This is a genomic window from Kribbella sp. NPDC004875 (assembly GCF_042873375.1).
Classification (GTDB): domain Bacteria; phylum Actinomycetota; class Actinomycetes; order Propionibacteriales; family Kribbellaceae; genus Kribbella.
The window spans coordinates 997,439-1,014,482 of the sequence record NZ_JBIALI010000002.1; the positions used below are offsets into that span (position 1 = coordinate 997,439).

The window sequence follows — 17,044 nt, forward strand, 5'->3', positions numbered from 1 at the left end:
GTGAGGGAGGGCCTGCGCCACCGCGCCGTCGACCTGGCCTTCGCCCTCGCCTGGACCCTCGTCCGCCGCCTCCCCGAGCGGACCGTCAGCCGGCTGTTCCGGCTCGCGGCCGACCGGACGGTCCGCCGCGACGGTCGCGGCGTACGGCGGTTGCGCGGCAACCTGGCCGCGGTGGTTCCAGGGGCGACCGACGCGGAGCTCGCTGCGCTGACGAGCGCGGGAATGCGCTCGTACCTGCGCTACTGGCTGGAGACGTTCCGGCTGCCGGAGTGGACCGACGAGGAGATCGTCGGCCGGGTCCGGACGGTCAACGAGAAGCTGCTGCGGGACGCCTACGCCGCGGGGCAGGGCGTGATCTGCGCGCTCCCGCATCTCGCCAACTACGACCACGCGGGTGCCTGGGCAGGTCTGACCGGGATGCCGGTCTCGACAGTGGCCGAGCGGCTCCGGCCGGAGTCCCTGTTCGACCGCTTCATCGCCTACCGCAAGCAGCTCGGCATGGAGGTGCTCCCGCTGACCGGTGGTGACGACGACGTCACCGCCGTACTCGCGGAGCGCCTGCGTGCGGGCGGTTTCGTCTGCCTGGTCGCCGACCGGGACCTGTCCGAGCGCGGCGTACCGGTGACGTTCTTCGGCCGGCCGTCCCGGATGCCGGTCGGGCCGGCAGCGCTCAGCCTGAAGACCGGGGCGCCGCTGATCCCGGCGACCCTGCACTACGAGGGTCGCGACCTGGTGATCACCTTCCACGACACGATCGAGCCCGAGGGCGGAGCGGCGCGGATGACCCAGCGCTGTGCCGATGCCTTCGCGATCGGGATCGCCGAGCACCCGCAGGACTGGCACATGCTGCAGCGGATTTTCCTGGACTGACGACCGGCGAGTAAGAATCGTGGTGTGAGGATCGGCGTGGTCTGCCCGTACTCGCTGGGCACACCCGGCGGGGTGCAGAACCACGTCCGCGATCTCGCCGAGGCTTTGCTCTCGCTCGGTCACGAGATCTCGGTGCTGGCTCCGGTCGACGACTCGTCGCAGGACGGCGCGATCCCGCCGTACGTCGTCTCGTCCGGCCGCGCGGTCGGGGTGCCGTACAACGGGTCGGTCGCCCGGGTGACGTTCGGGCCACGGACCGCGGCGCGGGTGAAGAGCTGGCTCGCCGACGGCGACTTCGACGTGGTGCACGTCCACGAGCCGACCACCCCGAGTGCGTCGATCATCGCGCTCTGGTCGGCGGCCGGGCCGTTCGTCGCCACCTTCCATACCTGGCAGGTGCGCTCCCGGGCGATGAGCGCGGCGGCCGGTCTGCTGCGGCCGGCGCTGGAGAAGATCGACGCCCGGATCGCGGTGTCGGAGAACGCCCGTTCGATGATGGTCCAGCACATCGGCGGCGAGGCCGTGGTGATCCCGAACGGTCTGTACACCGCGCGGTTCAAGGGCAGCCCGCGGCTGGAGTGGATGGGCGAGGACGGCACGATCAGCTTCCTCGGGCGGCTGGACGAGCCGCGCAAAGGCCTCGGCGTGCTGCTGGACGCCGTACCGCTGCTGCTGGCGGAGCGGCCGCGGCTGCGGATCCTGGTCGCGGGAGCCGGGAACGCGGACGAGACGCGCCGGTCGTTGCCCCCGCGGTACCGCGAGAACGTGCTGTTCCTCGGCGCGATCGACGACGAGGCGCGCGCAGACATGCTGGCCGGCTCGGACGTGTACGTGGCGCCGCACCTCGGTGGCGAGAGCTTCGGCATCGTCCTGCTGGAGGCGATGGCGGCAGGCGCGCCGGTGCTGGCGAGCGACCTGCCCGCGTTCCGGCAGGTGCTGGACGGCGGCCGGCTGGGGGAGCTGTTCGAGCCCGGCAACGTCCCCGAGCTCGCGGCCCGCACGCTCCGGCTGCTGCGCCGCCCCGAAGAACGCGAGCACCTTCGATCGGCCGGGCTGGCCGCCGTGCCGCGGTACGACTGGTCGGTGCTGCTCCCGGAACTGCTGTCCGTCTACGAGCTCGTGGCTAGATGAGCTTGGCGTGCACCGCGTTGATCTCGTCCAGGTCGCCTGACTCGGGCTTCCAGGGCAGGACCATCGGGTCGTTCGGGTAGCGCGGGATCACGTGCAGGTGGGTGTGGAAGACGCTCTGCCACGCGTCCGCGCCGATGCAGCTGAGCAGGTTCGCGCCGGTAGCGCCGTCCAGCCGCTCGATCACGCGGCCGACCAGCGACTGGGCGAGCAGGGTCGCGGCGGTCAGATCCTCGGGAGCGGCCTCCCGGAGATCGGTCGAGTGCACGCGCGGGACCACCAGCAGATGACCGGGCGTGGCCGGGGCGATGTCCATGAAGGCGATCGCCCGCTCGTCCTCCGCGACCCGGGTGGAGGGGATGTCGCCGGCCACGATCCCGCAGAAGATGCAGTTCTCGCTCATCGCCACAGGCTATACACTGCGCGAGCGTTGCCGACCGACACCCGAGGAGTCCGATGCCGGACGAACTTCTGCGCCCGACCATCGGCGCCGGCGTGGACATGTCCGTCCGTCCGTGGCGCCTGATGTCCCAGACGTACGTCGCCTTCTTCGGCGGCGTGCTCGCCTCGACGGTCGTTGCCTACCTCAACTCCGGCCGGCTCGGCGTCGACGCGGCCAAGCGCCGCCTGATCCTGCTGACCGGTCTCGTCGGGCTGGCCGCCGTGATCGCAGTGTTCGCGCTGTTCGACAGCGACGCCGATGTCACGTCGGGGCTGCGGGTCAGCACGCGGGTGGTGGCGGTGCTGTGCTTCCTGGTCCAGCTCCGGCTGCAGCGTCCGATGGACCGCGCGTTCCAGCTGCGTGGCACGGACTACGGATCGCTGTGGGGCGTGGGCATCGCGGCGACGATCGGCGGCGCGGTGGCCGAGACTCTGATCCTGCTCCTGGTGACGGTGGTGCTGTGAACGAACCAAGTGAGGCTCGCCTGCGGATGGCCGGCCACTGGCTGCAGATCGGTCACCCGGAGCGCACGCTCGACGAGCTCCAGGGGCTGTTCGGTGACGCTGCGCTCGACTACCGCGCGTTCCTGTTCCGCGGCGCCGCCCTGCACGCGCTGGACCGGAACGCCGAAGCCGTCGACGTACTGCGGGACGGCCTCGCGCAGCACGGCCCGTTCCTCGCGATGCTGCACGTGCTCGGGTCCGCGCTGCGGGCCGAGGGTCGCCTGCCCGAGGCCGAGGCTGCGTTCCTGCAGGGCTTGAGTCTCGATCCGAACGACCCGGATCTGCTGATCGGCTATGCGCACGTCTGCCTGGCGGCCGGTCAGGCCGAGAAGGCGAGCGCGCTGGTCGAGCGGGCCGCGTCCCAGGCGCCGGAGAGCGTGGCGGTGTCGGCGGCTCGGGCGCAGGTCGCGTTCGCGCTCGGCAAGGACCGGGACATGCACCGGCACAGCACCGAGGCGCTCTCGTACGACCCCGAGGACCCGAGCGCCCGCGCCCTGCACGGTACGGCGTCCATGCTCACCGGCGACCCGCGCTCGGGCTACACGTCGCTCGCGTCCGCGGCGGCCGCCCAGCCCGGCGACGCGGATCTCCGCGCGGCGGCCCGCGAGGCGAAGCTGATCAACCACCCGCTGCTGCTCCCGCTGCGCCCGTTCGCGCGGGTCAACCCGCTGGTCGTCTGGGTCTGCGCCGTCGCCGTCATCTACGGTCTCCGCGCCGTCGGGCTGGCGCCGCTGTCGTTCGCGTTCGCCATGATCTGGCTGGCGTTCTGCGTCTACTCATGGGTGGTCCCACCGCTGGTCCGCCGCTGGATCAACAGGAAGTGGGGTTCATGAACGACCGAATCGTTGCTTTGCGGAAGGCGGTCGACGCCAACCCGGACGACGTCCTGCTCCGGCTCGTGCTCGCGGAGTCGTTGGTGGCGGCGAGTGAGACCGAGGAGGCGCTCGACCAGTACGTCGTCCTGCTCGACCAGCAAGGGTTGCCGGACGACCAGTTCGTGCCGGTCGGGGAACTGGCCGCGGCGAACGGGCGGCTCGCGCTGCTCCGCAACCTGCTCGAGGCGGCGCGCCAGCGTGGCGTGGTCGAGGGGACCGGCCGGCTGCAGCAGCTCGTCGACGGGATGATCGCGGAGCGCAGCGGGGTCCGGATCAAGGTCGGACCCGAGGCGGAGACGCCGTACGACCCGTACGACATGGAGACGGCCAAGGAGACCACGACCTTCGACCAGGTCGGTGGCATGGAGGAGATCAAGCGGGTCATCCACCGGATGGTGATCCTCCCGCAGAGCCGCCCGGAGCTCTACGAGAAGTACGGCCGGAAGCCGGGCGGCGGCGTGATGCTCTACGGCCCGCCTGGTTGCGGGAAGACGCTGCTCGCCCGGGCGACCGCGGGGGAGTGCGGGCTGCCGTTCGTCAACGTCCGGATCGAGGACGTGATGGACCCGTACCTCGGCGTCTCCGAGCGCAACCTGCACGCCGCGTTCGAGCAGGCTCGCGCCGGCGGACCGTGCGTACTGTTCCTCGACGAGCTGGACGCGCTGGCGTTCGCGCGGCACAAGCACGGTGGGTCCGAGGCGCGGCGGCTGGTCGACGTACTGCTCCAGGAACTGGACGCGATCGGCTCCGAGAACGACGGGCTCCTGGTGCTCGCCGCGACCAACGCGCCGTGGGACGTCGACGAGGCGATGCTCCGGCCGGGCCGTTTCGACCGGGTGATCTTCGTCCCGCCGCCCGACGAGCCGGCCCGTGCGGACATCCTCACGGTGGTGACGAAGGACGTGCCGACCGACGGGCTCGACCTCAAGGCCCTCGCCGGTCAGACGCCGATGTTCAGCGGTGCCGACCTGCGGGCGCTGATCGAGCGCGGCGTGGACAAGGTGATCGACGAGGCGCTCTCCACCGGTGGCGAGCCCCCGCTCGGCATGCAGCACCTGACCGAGGCGCTGGCCGCCGTGAAGCCGTCCACCCTCGACTGGCTGCACCGAGTGCGCTCGTACATCGAGTTCGCGAACCAGAGCGAGCGGTACGACGACGTGGCGGCGTACCTCAAGTCTCGCGACGTACGCCGCCGCCTCGCCCGCGATTCCAAGAGCTAGATCATTTGAGTTTCGCCGCCGCCGACTCGGGCATCGCCTCGTAGCGGGAGAACTCGCGGGTGAACGTCGCGGCGCCGTGGGACAGCGAGCGGAGGTCGATCGTGTAGCGGGTGATCTCCACCTGCGGTACTTCGGCCTTCACCAGGGTCCGGTCGTCGCCGACCTTGTCGGTGCCGAGCAGCCGCCCGCGGCGCCCGGACAGGTCGCTCATCACCGCGCCGACCAGGTCGTCCGGCACCAGCACCGACACCAGGTCCACGGGTTCGAGCATCGACACCCGCGACGCGGCCGCGGCCTCGCGCAACGCCAGCCCACCGGCCATCTGGAACGCCATGTCGGACGAGTCGACGCTGTGCGCCTTGCCGTCCTTGAGCGTGACCCGGATGTCCACCATCGGGTACCCGGCCGCGACACCCTTCTCCATCTGCGCCCGGACGCCCTTCTCCACGCTCGGGATGAACTGCCGCGGCACCGCCCCGCCGACCACCTTGTCGACGAACTCGAACCCGGACCCCTCGGGCAGCGGCTCGACCTCGATGTCGCAGACGGCGTACTGACCGTGTCCGCCGGACTGCTTGACGTGCCGCCCGTGGCCCTTGGCCGATCCGCCGAACGTCTCCCGTAGCGGCACGCGGAGCTCGACGGTGTCCACGGTCACGCCGTACCGGTTCGCGAGCGCGTCCAGGACGACGTCCGAGTGGGCCTCGCCCATGCACCACAAGACGATCTGGTGCGTCTCGGGGTTCTGCTCGATCCGGAGCGTCGGGTCCTCCGCGGCGAGGCGCTGCAACCCGACCCCGAGCTTGTCCTCGTCGGTCTTCGCGTGCGCCTGGACGGCGATCGGGAGCAGCGGCTCGGGCATCGTCCACGGCTTCAGCAGCAGCGGATCCGCCTTGCCGGACAGCGTGTCGCCGGTCTCCGCCCGGGTCAGCCGGCCGATCGCGCACATGTCGCCGGCGAGTACTTCGCCGGCCGGCCGTTGCGCCTTGCCGAGCGGGAACGACAGCGTGCCGATCCGCTCGTCCTCGTCGTGGTCCTCGTGCGAGTTGTGCTCGCCGAAGAAGGACGTGAAATGGCCCGACACGTGAACCGTCGTGTCGGGCCTGATGGTGCCGGAGAACACCCGGACCAGGCTGACCCTGCCGACGTACGGGTCCGACGTCGTCTTCACCACCTCGGCGAGCAGCGGGCCGTCCGGGTCGCAGACCAGTCCCTTGCGGGCGACGCCATGGGGGGTGAACACGTCCGGGATGGTGTGCTCGGGTGGCGACGGGAACCCGCTGGTGATCACCTCGAGCAGCTCGAACGTGCCGATCCCGGAGGCGCTGCAGACCGGGACGACCGGGAAGAACGAGCCGCGGGCGACGGCCCGCTCGAGGTCCTCGATCAGCACCTTCTGGTCGATCTCCTCGCCGCCGAGGTACCGGTCCATCAGCGACTCGTCCTCGGACTCTTCGATGATGCCCTCGATCAGCGTGCCCCGCAGCTCCTCGATCTGGTCGTCGTACGACGCGTCGGGGGTCGCCGTGGAGTGCTTGCCGTCGGCGTAGCCGTAGTACGTCTGGGAGAGCAGCCCGATCAGCCCGTCACCAGCGGGCAGGTACAGCGGCAGCACCTTGTCGCCGAAGGCGTCCTGCGCGGTCGCCAGCGCGTTCTGGTAGTTCGCCCGGGCGTGGTCGAGCTTGGTGATCACGACCGCGCGGGGCATCCCGACCTGGTCGCATTCCTGCCAGACGGTCTTGGTCGGTTCGTCGACCCCCTCGCTCGCCGAGATCACGAACAGCGCGCAGTCCGCGGCGCGGAGTCCGGCGCGCAGTTCGCCGACGAAATCGGCGTACCCCGGGGTGTCGATCAGGTTCACCTTGACGCCGTCGTGCGGGAGCGAGGCGAGTGACAGGCCGACCGAGCGCTGCTGCCGGACGGCCGCGTCGTCGAAGTCGCACACCGTGGTTCCGTCGACGACGGTGCCGGGTCTGTTCAGGACTCCGGAGGCCACCAGCAGGGCCTCGACGAGGGTGGTCTTGCCGGCGCCCGACGGACCGACCAGGACCACGTTGCGGATGGCGGCCGGACTGTCCACAGCGGGCGCGGCTCCGGTGCCTTGGGAAGTGTTCGTCTTGTCTGCCATGACGTTCCTCCTGGTCCACCCACGATTCCCCTAACCGACATTTCGCACAAGGCCCCTCCGGTCGCGGATTCGTCTCCACCTCCCACCCCGGACCCCGCCGGTGGATAGGGTCCAGGACATGCGTCGCGCACTCGGGGTCGTCATCAGCACGTTGTTCGCCGTTCTGGCGGTGGCCGGTTTCGCGGTACCGGCCACAGCGTCGACAGCGTCGACGGCGGACTACGGCGACGAGATCAGGAACTTCACGATCAACTACACGGTGACACCGGAAGGCGTGCTGAAGGTCGAGGAGCGGATCGCCTACCACTTCGCCGACGCCGGCCGGCACGGTATCTACCGCGACCTGGTCGTCCGCGAGCCCTACAAGGACGACGACTCCAAGGACCAGAAGTACGAGGTCTCGAACATCGAGGTCTCGTCACCCAGCGGCGCGCCGAGCAGGTTCACCGAGGAGACGTTCACCGAGAAGAACGGCCGCCACGCGAATCTGCAGATCAAGATCGGCGACCCGAACGACACGGTCAAGGGGTACGACGCGACCTACGTCATCAAGTACGACGTCCGGGGCGCACTGCGGCACTTCGCCGACCACAGCGAGCTGTACTGGGACGCGACCGGCAGCGCGTGGAGCGCGACCATCGACCAGGTCACGGTCAACGTCGAGGTCCCGCAGGGTGTCACGCAGGTCGACTGCTTCAGTGGGTCGGCGGGCTCGACCGGCACCTGCTCACAGAAGTCCGTGGTCGGCGGCAAGGGCGTCTTCGGCGAGTCCAACCTGGAGCGCGCACAGCAGCTGACGATCGTCGCGGGCATCACCGCGGGCGCCGTACAGAACGACGCGCCGATCGTGGTCGACCCGCCGACCTGGCTCGAGCGCAACGGCCTGTCCTGGCTGTCCGTGATCGGCGCCGGCATCGTCAGCGTGGCCGCGATCGTCGTCGCCTGGCTGTATGCGAGGTTCGGGAACAAGGACCAGCGGTTCGCCGGGATGCCGCCGGGTACGTTCCCGCCGGACGGCGCCTCGGTCGAGCCGGTGAAGGACGAGCTGTCCGAGGACCAGATCCCGGTCGCGTTCGCACCGCCGCGGATCCCGGTCGCCGAGGGCGGTCTGCTGATCGATGCGAAGGCGACCACGGTCGAGACGGCCGCGACGCTGATCGACATGGCGGTGCGCGGCGGCGTACGGATCGACAACACCGGCGACGAGCAGAAGGCCGTGCTGCTGAACCCGGCGGCCGCGACCGCGCCGCACGAGCAGGCACTGATGTCGGGGCTGTTCCCGACGCTGCAACCCGGCTCGGAGGTGACGCTGAAGCGCGGCGCGGTGGGGGAGAACACCATGCGGAACGCGCACACCGCGATGATCAAGGCGCTGCGCGACCAGGTGAAGGCGCGGCAGTGGTACCAGCGGATGCCGCGGGCCGGCGGCGGCTCGGTCTTCAAGAACGGCTTCAGCTGCGCGTGCATGTCGATGATCGGGATCTGGGTGGTCGGCGCCGGCCTGTTCGGTACGGTCGCCAGCGCGGCGACCGGCGGGCTCGGCCGGGCGGTGGTGGTCGCGATCCCGGTGATCGCCGTGATCGTCGCCCTGATCACCTGGATCGTGATCCGTGGCCGTGGGCAACGGAACCCGGCGGGCCGGGCGGTGACCGACCAGCTGGTCGGCTTCCGGAAGTACCTCGCGACCGCGGAGGCGGACCAGCTGCGCTTCGAGGAAGGTGAGGACATCTTCTCGAAGTACCTGCCCTGGGCGATCGCGTTCGGGATCGCGGACCGCTGGCAGAAGACCTGCGAGCAGCTGGTCGCCGCGGGCCGCCTGACTCCCGACCCCTACTGGTACGTCGGCCCGTCGTACTACACCTCCGGCTGGACCGCCGGCGCCGTCAGCTCGACGGTCGCGCACAGCTTCGACCCACCGCCCACGCCGTCCAGCTCGGGCGGTGGCGGCGGCAGCTCCTCCGGCTTCAGCGGTGGCTCCTCCGGCGGCGGTGGCGGTGGTGGAGGCGGCGGCAGTTGGTGAACGGCGGACCTCACGCTCGGTAGTGTCGCGGTCATGCGTCGTGCGCTCGGGGTCGTCATCGGCATGCTCGCCGTCACGCTGGCGCTGGCCGGGTACGCCGTACCCGCGTCGGCCGCGCTCGGGGACCGGGTCAGGTCGATGGCGATCGACTACACGGTCTCCGGCGACGGCGTGCTGCACGTCGCCGAGACGATCGACTACGAGTTCGGTGACGAGGACGCGCACGGGATCTTCCGGGACCTGGTGATCCGCGAGCCGTTCGTGGACGACCGGTCGAAGGACCAGAAGTACGAGGTCTCGAACATCAACGTGTCGTCGCCGACGGCGTCCGCGGAATTCAGTACCGCGACGACGAGGACGAACAAGCGTCGCGATCAAGTGCTGCGGATCAAGATCGGGTCGGGGGACAAGACGATCCCCGGCGGACGGGCGACGTACAAGATCACGTACGACGTGCGCGGGGCACTGCGGCACTTCCCGGACCACAGCGAGCTGTACTGGGACGCGACGGGTTCGAGCTGGGAGGCGCCGATCGATCACCTGGTGGTCACGGTGACAGTCCCGCACGGTGTCACGCGAGTGGCCTGCAACGAAGGACCGCCCGGGTCGACGGACCCCTGCAATGCGAAGACGGTCCAGGCGGGCAAAGCGGTGTTCACCCAAGAGACGGATATCGTCCGCGGCGAGGGGATGACGATCGTCGCCGGGATCAAAGCCGGTGCCGTGAGCAACGACACGCCGATCGTCGTGAATCCACCGGGCATCTTGGCGCGGTACGGCGTCAGCCGGCCGGCTGCGATCGTCTCGGGCCTGCTCACGATCGCCGCCTTCGTGATCGGCAAAGTCGTCAGCCGCCGGCGTCGCGACCTCCGGTACGACGGGGTGCCGCCAGGGACCGTGCCACCCGGAGGCGCCGCCACCGTGCCGGACCGCCTGCGGGACAAGGACATCCCGGTCGCTTTCGCACCGCCCGACATCACGGCCGCCGAGGGTGGTCTGCTGATCGACAACAAGGCCGACACGACCGAGGTGGCCGCGACGCTGGTCGATCTCGCGGTCCGGGGTGCGGCGCGGATCGAGAGTGAAGACGACGTACGGACGGCTGTGCTGGTCGATCCCTCGGTTGCTTCGGCGCCGCATGAGAAGGCACTGCTGCGCGGGCTGTTCCCGAAGCAGCAGGTCGGAGCCGAGCGGCGGTTGTCGGGGCCGGCGGTGGGGGACACCGGGCCGGCGCGGGCGGCGGAGAACCTGGTCGACGCGGTGCGGAAGCGGGCGGAGGAGCAGCAGTGGTACGTCCGGATGCCGCATCGGGTGACGGTCGTCGAGTCCTCGGGCTACGGATGGGTGCCGTTGGGCTGCGGAGCATTCATGGCTGTGGTCGGCGCGCTGATCAGCGTGATCGTGTGGTGCGTGAAGTTCGGTGCGCCGAGTTGGCTCGGGCCGGCGCTGGCGGTCGTCGTACCGCTGCTGGCGATGGGGAACGCGCTGCTCGACGTGATCCTCGAGCGGCGGCGCGGGCGGCGTACGGCGCTCGGGCGGGCACTGACCGATCAGGTGGTGGGGTTCCGGCAATACCTCGAGACGGCGGAGGCGGATCAGCTCCGCTTCGAGGACGGCGAGGACATCTTCAGCAAGTACCTGCCGTGGGCCGTCGTGCTCGGGCTCGCCGACCGCTGGCAGCAGGTCTGCCACCAGTTGGTCCAGTCCGGCCGCCTGACCGCGACCCCCACCTGGTACTCCGGCTCCACGTCGTACTACGACTCCGGCTGGTCCGCCGGGAGCATCTCGACGACGGCGTCGACAACGTTCGCCAATCCCCCCACCCCCTCCACCGGAGGAGGCACTTCCTCCGGCTTCTCCGGCAGCACCTCGTCCTCATCCTCCTCAGGCGGAGGAGGAGGGGGCGGAGGCGGCGGCAGCTGGTAGGTCAGACCGCTCCGCCGGCGGTGGCGGGCGCCGTGGGGTCGGCGCCGGGGTCGCCGACTACCTCGCGGGCCAGGAAGTCTTCGAGGTGGAACAGGTTGTCACCGGCACGCTGCGCGACGTTGACGAGGGTCTTCATCGCGGCGACCTCCTCGACCTGCTCCTTGAGGAACCACTGCATGAACTGCTCGCCGATGTAGTCGCTCTCGTCCCGCGCCGTGCGGGCCAGCGTCTCGATCTGCTTGGTGACGGTGATCTCCTGCGCCAGCGCGAGTTCGAGCGGCTCGATCGCGGTCTTGAAGTCACCCTCGACCTCACCGACCGCCGGGATCCGCGGCCGGATGTCCTTGTCCAGCAGGTACTGGACCATCATCATCGCGTGGTTTCGCTCTTCCAGCGACTGCTTGTAGAAGTGCGCGGCCAGCCGCGGCAGATCCTGCTCGTCGTACCAGACAGCAACTGCCACGTACTGCTGCGACGCCGTGAATTCGTTACGGATCTGTTCCTGCAGGAGTTTCTCGTACGTGCTCATCCCGTCAATCTAACGGCCGACCGCCGAATCCACACCCTTGGGGAGCCTGACCTAACCGGCCCGATTCCGTCCCAGTTCGACCACCTCGGACCCGCCACCGGGCAGCGTCAGGCGCACCGTCGTACCGTCCACCGCGACATCGATGCCTTCGGCAAGCGCTTCCGGCCGGAGCGCGTCCCGGGTCAGCAGGACGGCGTTCACCAGCACCAACGGCTCGCCACGATGCGGAGCGGTCAGGTACGGCGTCGCCGAATGCGCACCGTACGGGTTGACCCCGAGCCCGCGATGCACGCCCGCCGCGTCGTACCCGTGCAGACCGACTACCGCCGACACCAGACCATCGGTGTTCCGCGACGACGCCACCACCGCGCCGACCGTTGCTTCCGGCAAAGAATCGCCCGCGACAGCGAACCCACCGCTGCGTACCACCGCACCGTCAGGCCCCTCGACGAGCGCACACCGGATCTCCCATCCGTTGTGCACCACCGAAGCGACCTCGATCGCCCACGGTCCCTCGGATCCGAGCCACGCCTTGTGCCACGAGGACGCCGTACGCCCGTCGACACCCAGCCGCCGGATCCGCCCGCGGCCGCTCACTGACCCGTCGGGCGAGACCAGCGAGATCAGGTTGTCGACGTGCGGCTCGTGATCGGACAGGTCCGGCCCGGCGTGGTTCGCGTAGGCGAGCCGGTTGTAGTGCGGATCACCAGCCGGCTCGACACCTTCCGGCTCGGCGACCGGCGCATGGTCGGCACCGTGGTTCACCAACTGCACGACCTGGTCGTGACGGCTGCCGTGCAGGATCCACCCGGGCTTCGGCATCGCCCGCAGCTGGTCGGCGTCGTCGAGCGGGACCGAGTCTTCGGGATCCGACCACACCGGGTGCTCAGGCGGCAGGATCAGGCCGACGAAGCCCTTCGAGGCCCAGTACGGCGATCCCGGTCCGGAGTACTGCTGCGTCGTCGGCAGGAACGTGTCGTACCAACCGAGCGTCAGGATCCCACGCTCGTCCGGCACCCCGTGCTGCACGAAGTGCCGGGCGATCCCCGAGCACAGTCGCCGCGTCTCACCCGGGCTCAACGGCGTCGAGTCCAGCAAGGCACCCATCCAGTACGGCGCCGCGGCCGCCATCCGGTAGGTCAGCGAGCGACCCTGGTAGATCGGTGCGCCGTCGTTCCCGACGAGATGCACGGCGTCCTCGAGGAACAGCCGGATCCGCTCCTTGTACAGCTTCAGCCGGTCCTCGTACTGCGCTCCGGGCGTCGCGGCCGCCATTCGCGCCCACAGGCCGGGGTAGAGGTGCATGGCCCAGCCGATGTAGTTGTCGTAGTTCTGCCCGTCGCCGTCGGAGTACCACCCGTCGCCGACGTACCAATCCTCGATCCGGTCGAGGCCGCCGTCGATGTCCTCCTGCGAGTACGGCGCACCGACCGACGCGAGGAACTGCTCGCTCACGACCTGGAAGAGCCGCCAGTTGTTGTCGTGCGTCGTCGACCCGATGAACCCGCCGAGCCACTCCGCGACGTGCTCCTGCGCGCGGGTGTCGAGGCGGTCCCAGATCCACTCGCGGGTCTCGTGCAGCGACACCGCGATCGCCGCGGCCTCGACCATCTGCTGCGACCTCGAGGTCAGCCGCAGCCACGACTCGGGGTGGTCCGGATTCGCGCCGTTCGCGACGCCACGCGCGTACCGCTCGATCAGTTGCTCGCAGCCCTTGCCCTGGACACCGGCGATCCGGAACGCGGCCAGCATGAACGACCGCGCGAAACCTTCCAGCGCGTCGGACGCCGTACCCGACCGGCTCGGCCGCCCGGGCAGCTCGACCAACGAGGCGCCGGGCGAGAAGTACGGCACCAGCGAGTCGAGCAGATGATCCGCGAGCGCCTCCCAGTGCGCCCGGCCCCACCCCGTCTGACGAGACAGCACACGATCGGTATCAGGCAGAATCAAGCGGGTCATGGGGCCTCCCGGCCTGGACTGAGGAGCGGAGGGAGCGAAGCGACTGGAGCGACGAGGGAAGGCCGGGAGTCACAGCCCTATGACCACGCCGGCGCCGGAGGCCCGGCCAAAAGCACAGTCATGCGAGGCGTCCGATCTCCGCGGGGGTGATGGCGTGCAGCAGGGGCTGGCCGGTGGCGAGGCGTTCGAGTTCGGTGACGGCGAGTTCGCCGAGGCGGGCGATCTCGTTCCCGACGGCGCCGGCGACGTGCGGGGTGATGAAGACGTTCGGCAGGTCGAGCAGCGGCGAGTCCGGCGGCAGCGGCTCCGGGTCGGTGACGTCGAGTACGGCGTCGATCCGGCCGGACACGCACTCGCGGATCAGCGCCTCGGGATCGATGATCTTGCCTCGTGCCGTGTTGATCAGCACCGAGCCGTCCTTGAGCAGCCCGAGCAGCCGCGCGTCGACCAGCCCGACCGTCTCGGGCAGCAGCGGCGCATGCACGCTGAGGATGTCGCTGCGCCGGAACAGGGTGTCGTTGTCGACCAGTTCCGCCCCGAGCGCGGCGGCCTCGTCGGCAGTCAGGTACGGGTCGCTGATCAGCACCTCGAGATCGAACCCGCGCAACCGGTCCGCGACCATCTTCGCGATCCGTGACGCTCCGAGCAGCCCGACCGTCGTACCGTAGCTGCCCGGCATCCCGTGCGGGTCCGCCTTCCGGCGCTCCAGCCGGTACTGCGCGGCGAGCCGGAACGCCCGCTTCCCGGCGAGCACAATGGCCGCGACGGTGAACTCGGCGACCGGCTGCGCGTTCGCGGTGGCCGCCGACGACACCTGGATCCCGCGGTCGAACACGAGCGGGTCGACGAGCGCCTTCACCGAGCCGGCGGCGTGCAGGATCGCCTGCAGCTTCGGCGCCGCGTCGAGCACCTCGGGACCGATCCGCGGGCACCCCCACCCGGTGAGCAGTACGTCGACGTCCGGCAGCGCGGCCCGGACGGCGGGGTCGGCGAGGAAGCTGCTGCCCGGGCCGACGGGCAGTACGGTGGCGACCGCTTCCAGCCGCTGCCGGACCCGGGGTACGAGGACTCGCTCGCGGGTGCCGTCGTTCATCGCCAGCATCACGGTCAGGGCGGAGGTCGGTACGGTGCTCACGACGGATAACCTAGCAAGCGCTTTCCGCAGCTGTCTCGCCGACCGCCGAGTCTTGGAAGATCCTGAAACTTTCGTCCGGACCGGAATTTGTCCGCGGAGTCCCGGCGTTGACCTCGAGTAAGGGTTGGATAGCAGGGCCTACCCGCCCGTTGGCCAAGTGAAGGAGAACGACGATGCTGCGACCGGACGACCTCTACGAGATCGTCGACGAGTCGGTGGCGACCGGCCCGGCGGCGACGCCGAAGGTCTTGGTGCACTCGCTGGACGGGTTCATGGACGCGGGCCAGGCCGGCCGGGTGACCGCCGACCACCTGCTCGAGGTGCTGGACCACCGGCTGCTCGCACGGTTCGACATCGACCTCCTGCACGACTACCGGGCCCGGCGGCCCGAGGTGACGTTCGCCGAGGACCGGTTCACCGACTACACCCCGCCGCACCTGTCGCTGCACCTGGTGACCGACGACGCGGGTGTCGACTTCCTGCTGCTCGAGGGCGCTGAGCCGGACAACCACTGGGACCGGTTCGCCGGCGCGGTCCGGCAGCTCATCGAGCGCTACAACGTGACTCTGACGGTCGGCGTCCACGGCATCCCGATGGGCGTGCCGCACACCCGGCCGCTCGGCCTGACCGCGCACGCGACCCGTCCCGAGCTGGTCACCCGCTCGAACATCTGGGACGGCGAGATGGTGCTTCCCGCGAGCGCCGGCACGATGCTGCAGGTGCGCCTGGGCGAGGCCGGCAAGGACGCGATGGGCTTCGCGGTGCACGTCCCGCACTACCTGGCCGAGAACCGCTTCCCGGGCGCCGCGCTGGCGCTGGTGCACGCGATCTCCGCGGCGACCGGCCTGCTGCTCCCTAGCAAGGCCCTGCTCGACGAGGCCGCCGTCACCGGCCGGCTGGTCGACGAGCAGGTCGACGCCTCCGAGGACGCGAGCGCGGTGGTCAAGGCCCTCGAGACGCAGTACGACGCCGCCGCCGGCTCGGTCAGCCGCAAGAGCCTCCTCGCCGACAACGGAACCCCGTCCGCCGAAGAGCTCGGCGCCGAGGTAGAGCAGTTCTTGGCCGACCTCAACCGCGACGACGACAAGTAGGCGCCACCGGCCCGCAGGGTCGGCACGGGACCGGATGGGTCCGCGCGACTGCGGCGACAGGCGGGTCAGCCGTGGGGCGCTCGCACAAGAACTGGGGGCGTTGCACAGGTTATTGCCTGTGCAACGCCCCCAGTTCCTGTGCAGGCACCCGGCGGTTGGTGGGGCGGCGGCGTGACGGTTTCCACAGCGGGTACGGCGTCTGTTCGGCGCTGAGCCTGTCAGGATGGGGCATGCCTGATTCGCTGGAGGATCTGGTCGAGCTGCTCGACCTGGAAGAGATCGAGGTCGACCTGTTCCGGGGTCGTCAGCCGCAGACGTCGATGCAACGCGTGTTCGGTGGTCAGGTGCTCGGTCAGGCGCTCGTCGCGGCCAGCCGGACGGTCGACCCCGAGCGCGTCGTGCACTCGCTGCACGGGTACTTCCTGCGCGGCGGCGACACCTCCGTGCCGATCGTGTACCGGGCGGAGCCGACGCGGGATGGTGGCTCGTTCAGCAGCCGGCGTGTGGTGGCGTCGCAGCACGGGAAGCCGATCTTCTACATGTCCGCGTCGTTCCAGCGTCCCGAGCCGGGTCTGGACCACCAGGATCCGATGCCGGACGACGTCGTACCGCCGGAGGAGGCGCCACGGCTGGCGGCTGTGCTGGAGGCGCAGTCCGGGCGGCCGGCGGCCGACTGGGATCGGGAGTGGTCGGCGCTCGACGTACGGCTGGCCGGTGTCACCGGGCGTCAGTTCTGGATCCGGGCCGCGGGCAAGCTTCCCGACGATCCCGCTCTGCACGCCTGTGTGCTCGCCTACGCCAGCGATCTGACGCTGCTCGGCGCCAGCCTGCTCCCGCACGGCATCGTGATCGGCGACCGCCGCATCCAGCCCGCCTCGCTCGACCACGCGTTGTGGTTCCACCGCCCGTTCCGCGCCGACGAGTGGCTGCTGTACGACCAGGCATCCCCGTCAGCCTCCGGTGCCCGAGGCTTCGCCACCGGCCGCCTCTACACCGAATCAGGCACGCTGACAGCTTCGGTCGCGCAGGAAGGTCTGATTCGTCCTGTCGGCCTGGACACCGACCTGCTAACCTGACGCCATGTTCAAGCGCGCTGCAGTGACGACGACGCCGGAGTATGTCCCGGCGCGCTGACAGCTGACTGTCGAACGAAGCCCCGGGGCGAGTGCCCCGGGGCTTCGTCGTTCCCGTGGTCCCTCGCCCCGTCCAGACGAGGAG

General features: G+C 70.1%; 14 protein-coding genes. 9 read left to right on the top strand and 5 right to left on the bottom strand.

The genetic code is table 11. The annotated features are described in order from the left end of the window. Together ACFYRH_RS15825 and ACFYRH_RS15830 are read left to right on the top strand one after the other, a co-directional pair. Positions 1-870: a phosphatidylinositol mannoside acyltransferase gene (locus tag ACFYRH_RS15825; RefSeq protein WP_387774415.1), complete on the top strand. Its 870-nt coding sequence runs from the start codon at positions 1-3 to the stop codon at positions 868-870. A gap of 24 nt (positions 871-894) precedes the next feature. Continuing rightward, positions 895-2,001: a glycosyltransferase family 4 protein gene (locus ACFYRH_RS15830; RefSeq protein ID WP_387774418.1), complete on the top strand. Its 1,107-nt coding sequence runs from the start codon at positions 895-897 to the stop codon at positions 1,999-2,001. On the opposite strand, the gene ACFYRH_RS15835 is transcribed toward ACFYRH_RS15830, so the two are convergent. Then, positions 1,994-2,401, bottom strand: a complete 408-nt coding sequence (locus ACFYRH_RS15835; RefSeq protein ID WP_387774421.1) for an HIT family protein — start codon at positions 2,399-2,401, stop codon at positions 1,994-1,996. The genes ACFYRH_RS15830 and ACFYRH_RS15835 overlap by 8 nt on opposite strands. 53 nt (positions 2,402-2,454) lie before the next feature. Here ACFYRH_RS15835 and ACFYRH_RS15840 point away from each other — a divergent pair, with 53 nt between their 5' ends. Genes ACFYRH_RS15840 through ACFYRH_RS15850 form a run of 3 tightly spaced genes read left to right on the top strand, consistent with a single transcriptional unit; the run spans position 2,455 to position 5,038 of the window. Then, positions 2,455-2,904 (top strand): hypothetical protein, encoded by a 450-nt coding sequence (locus ACFYRH_RS15840; RefSeq protein ID WP_387774424.1) that lies wholly within the window; start codon positions 2,455-2,457, stop codon positions 2,902-2,904. Then, positions 2,901-3,776: a tetratricopeptide repeat protein gene (locus ACFYRH_RS15845; RefSeq protein WP_387774427.1), complete on the top strand. Its 876-nt coding sequence runs from the start codon at positions 2,901-2,903 to the stop codon at positions 3,774-3,776. The genes ACFYRH_RS15840 and ACFYRH_RS15845 overlap by 4 nt, the downstream gene beginning before the upstream one ends. Then, on the top strand, positions 3,773-5,038 hold the full coding sequence (locus ACFYRH_RS15850; protein ID WP_387774430.1) for an AAA family ATPase: 1,266 nt from the start codon (positions 3,773-3,775) through the stop codon (positions 5,036-5,038). Before ACFYRH_RS15845 ends, ACFYRH_RS15850 begins: the two co-directional genes overlap by 4 nt. 1 nt (position 5,039) lies before the next feature. Here ACFYRH_RS15850 and ACFYRH_RS15855 read toward each other — a convergent pair whose 3' ends face one another. Further along, on the bottom strand, positions 5,040-7,166 hold the full coding sequence (locus ACFYRH_RS15855) for an elongation factor G-like protein EF-G2 (protein WP_387774433.1): 2,127 nt from the start codon (positions 7,164-7,166) through the stop codon (positions 5,040-5,042). Between the two features lie 118 nt (positions 7,167-7,284). Between ACFYRH_RS15855 and ACFYRH_RS15860 the strand changes: the two genes are divergently transcribed. Beyond that, on the top strand, positions 7,285-9,186 hold the full coding sequence (locus tag ACFYRH_RS15860; protein WP_387774436.1) for a DUF2207 domain-containing protein: 1,902 nt from the start codon (positions 7,285-7,287) through the stop codon (positions 9,184-9,186). A 33-nt stretch (positions 9,187-9,219) separates the two neighbouring features. After that, positions 9,220-11,112 (top strand): DUF2207 domain-containing protein, encoded by a 1,893-nt coding sequence (locus ACFYRH_RS15865; protein ID WP_387774439.1) that lies wholly within the window; start codon positions 9,220-9,222, stop codon positions 11,110-11,112. A gap of 1 nt (position 11,113) precedes the next feature. Here ACFYRH_RS15865 and ACFYRH_RS15870 read toward each other — a convergent pair whose 3' ends face one another. The 3 genes from ACFYRH_RS15870 to ACFYRH_RS15880 form a co-directional block, all read right to left on the bottom strand. Continuing rightward, complete coding sequence (locus tag ACFYRH_RS15870; protein ID WP_387774442.1) at positions 11,114-11,641, bottom strand: ferritin; 528 nt, start codon at positions 11,639-11,641, stop codon at positions 11,114-11,116. Between the two features lie 51 nt (positions 11,642-11,692). Further along, entirely contained in the window at positions 11,693-13,600 is a 1,908-nt protein-coding gene (locus tag ACFYRH_RS15875; RefSeq protein WP_387774445.1) for a DUF2264 domain-containing protein, read from the bottom strand. A gap of 118 nt (positions 13,601-13,718) precedes the next feature. After that, positions 13,719-14,735: a hydroxyacid dehydrogenase gene (locus ACFYRH_RS15880; RefSeq protein WP_387774448.1), complete on the bottom strand. Its 1,017-nt coding sequence runs from the start codon at positions 14,733-14,735 to the stop codon at positions 13,719-13,721. Between the two features lie 173 nt (positions 14,736-14,908). Between ACFYRH_RS15880 and ACFYRH_RS15885 the strand changes: the two genes are divergently transcribed. Continuing rightward, complete coding sequence (locus ACFYRH_RS15885) at positions 14,909-15,826, top strand: proteasome assembly chaperone family protein (protein ID WP_387774451.1); 918 nt, start codon at positions 14,909-14,911, stop codon at positions 15,824-15,826. A 230-nt stretch (positions 15,827-16,056) separates the two neighbouring features. Next, positions 16,057-16,902, top strand: coding sequence for an acyl-CoA thioesterase (locus ACFYRH_RS15890; RefSeq protein WP_387774454.1), 846 nt, complete (start codon positions 16,057-16,059; stop codon positions 16,900-16,902). The last annotated feature ends 142 nt before the right edge of the window (positions 16,903-17,044 follow it).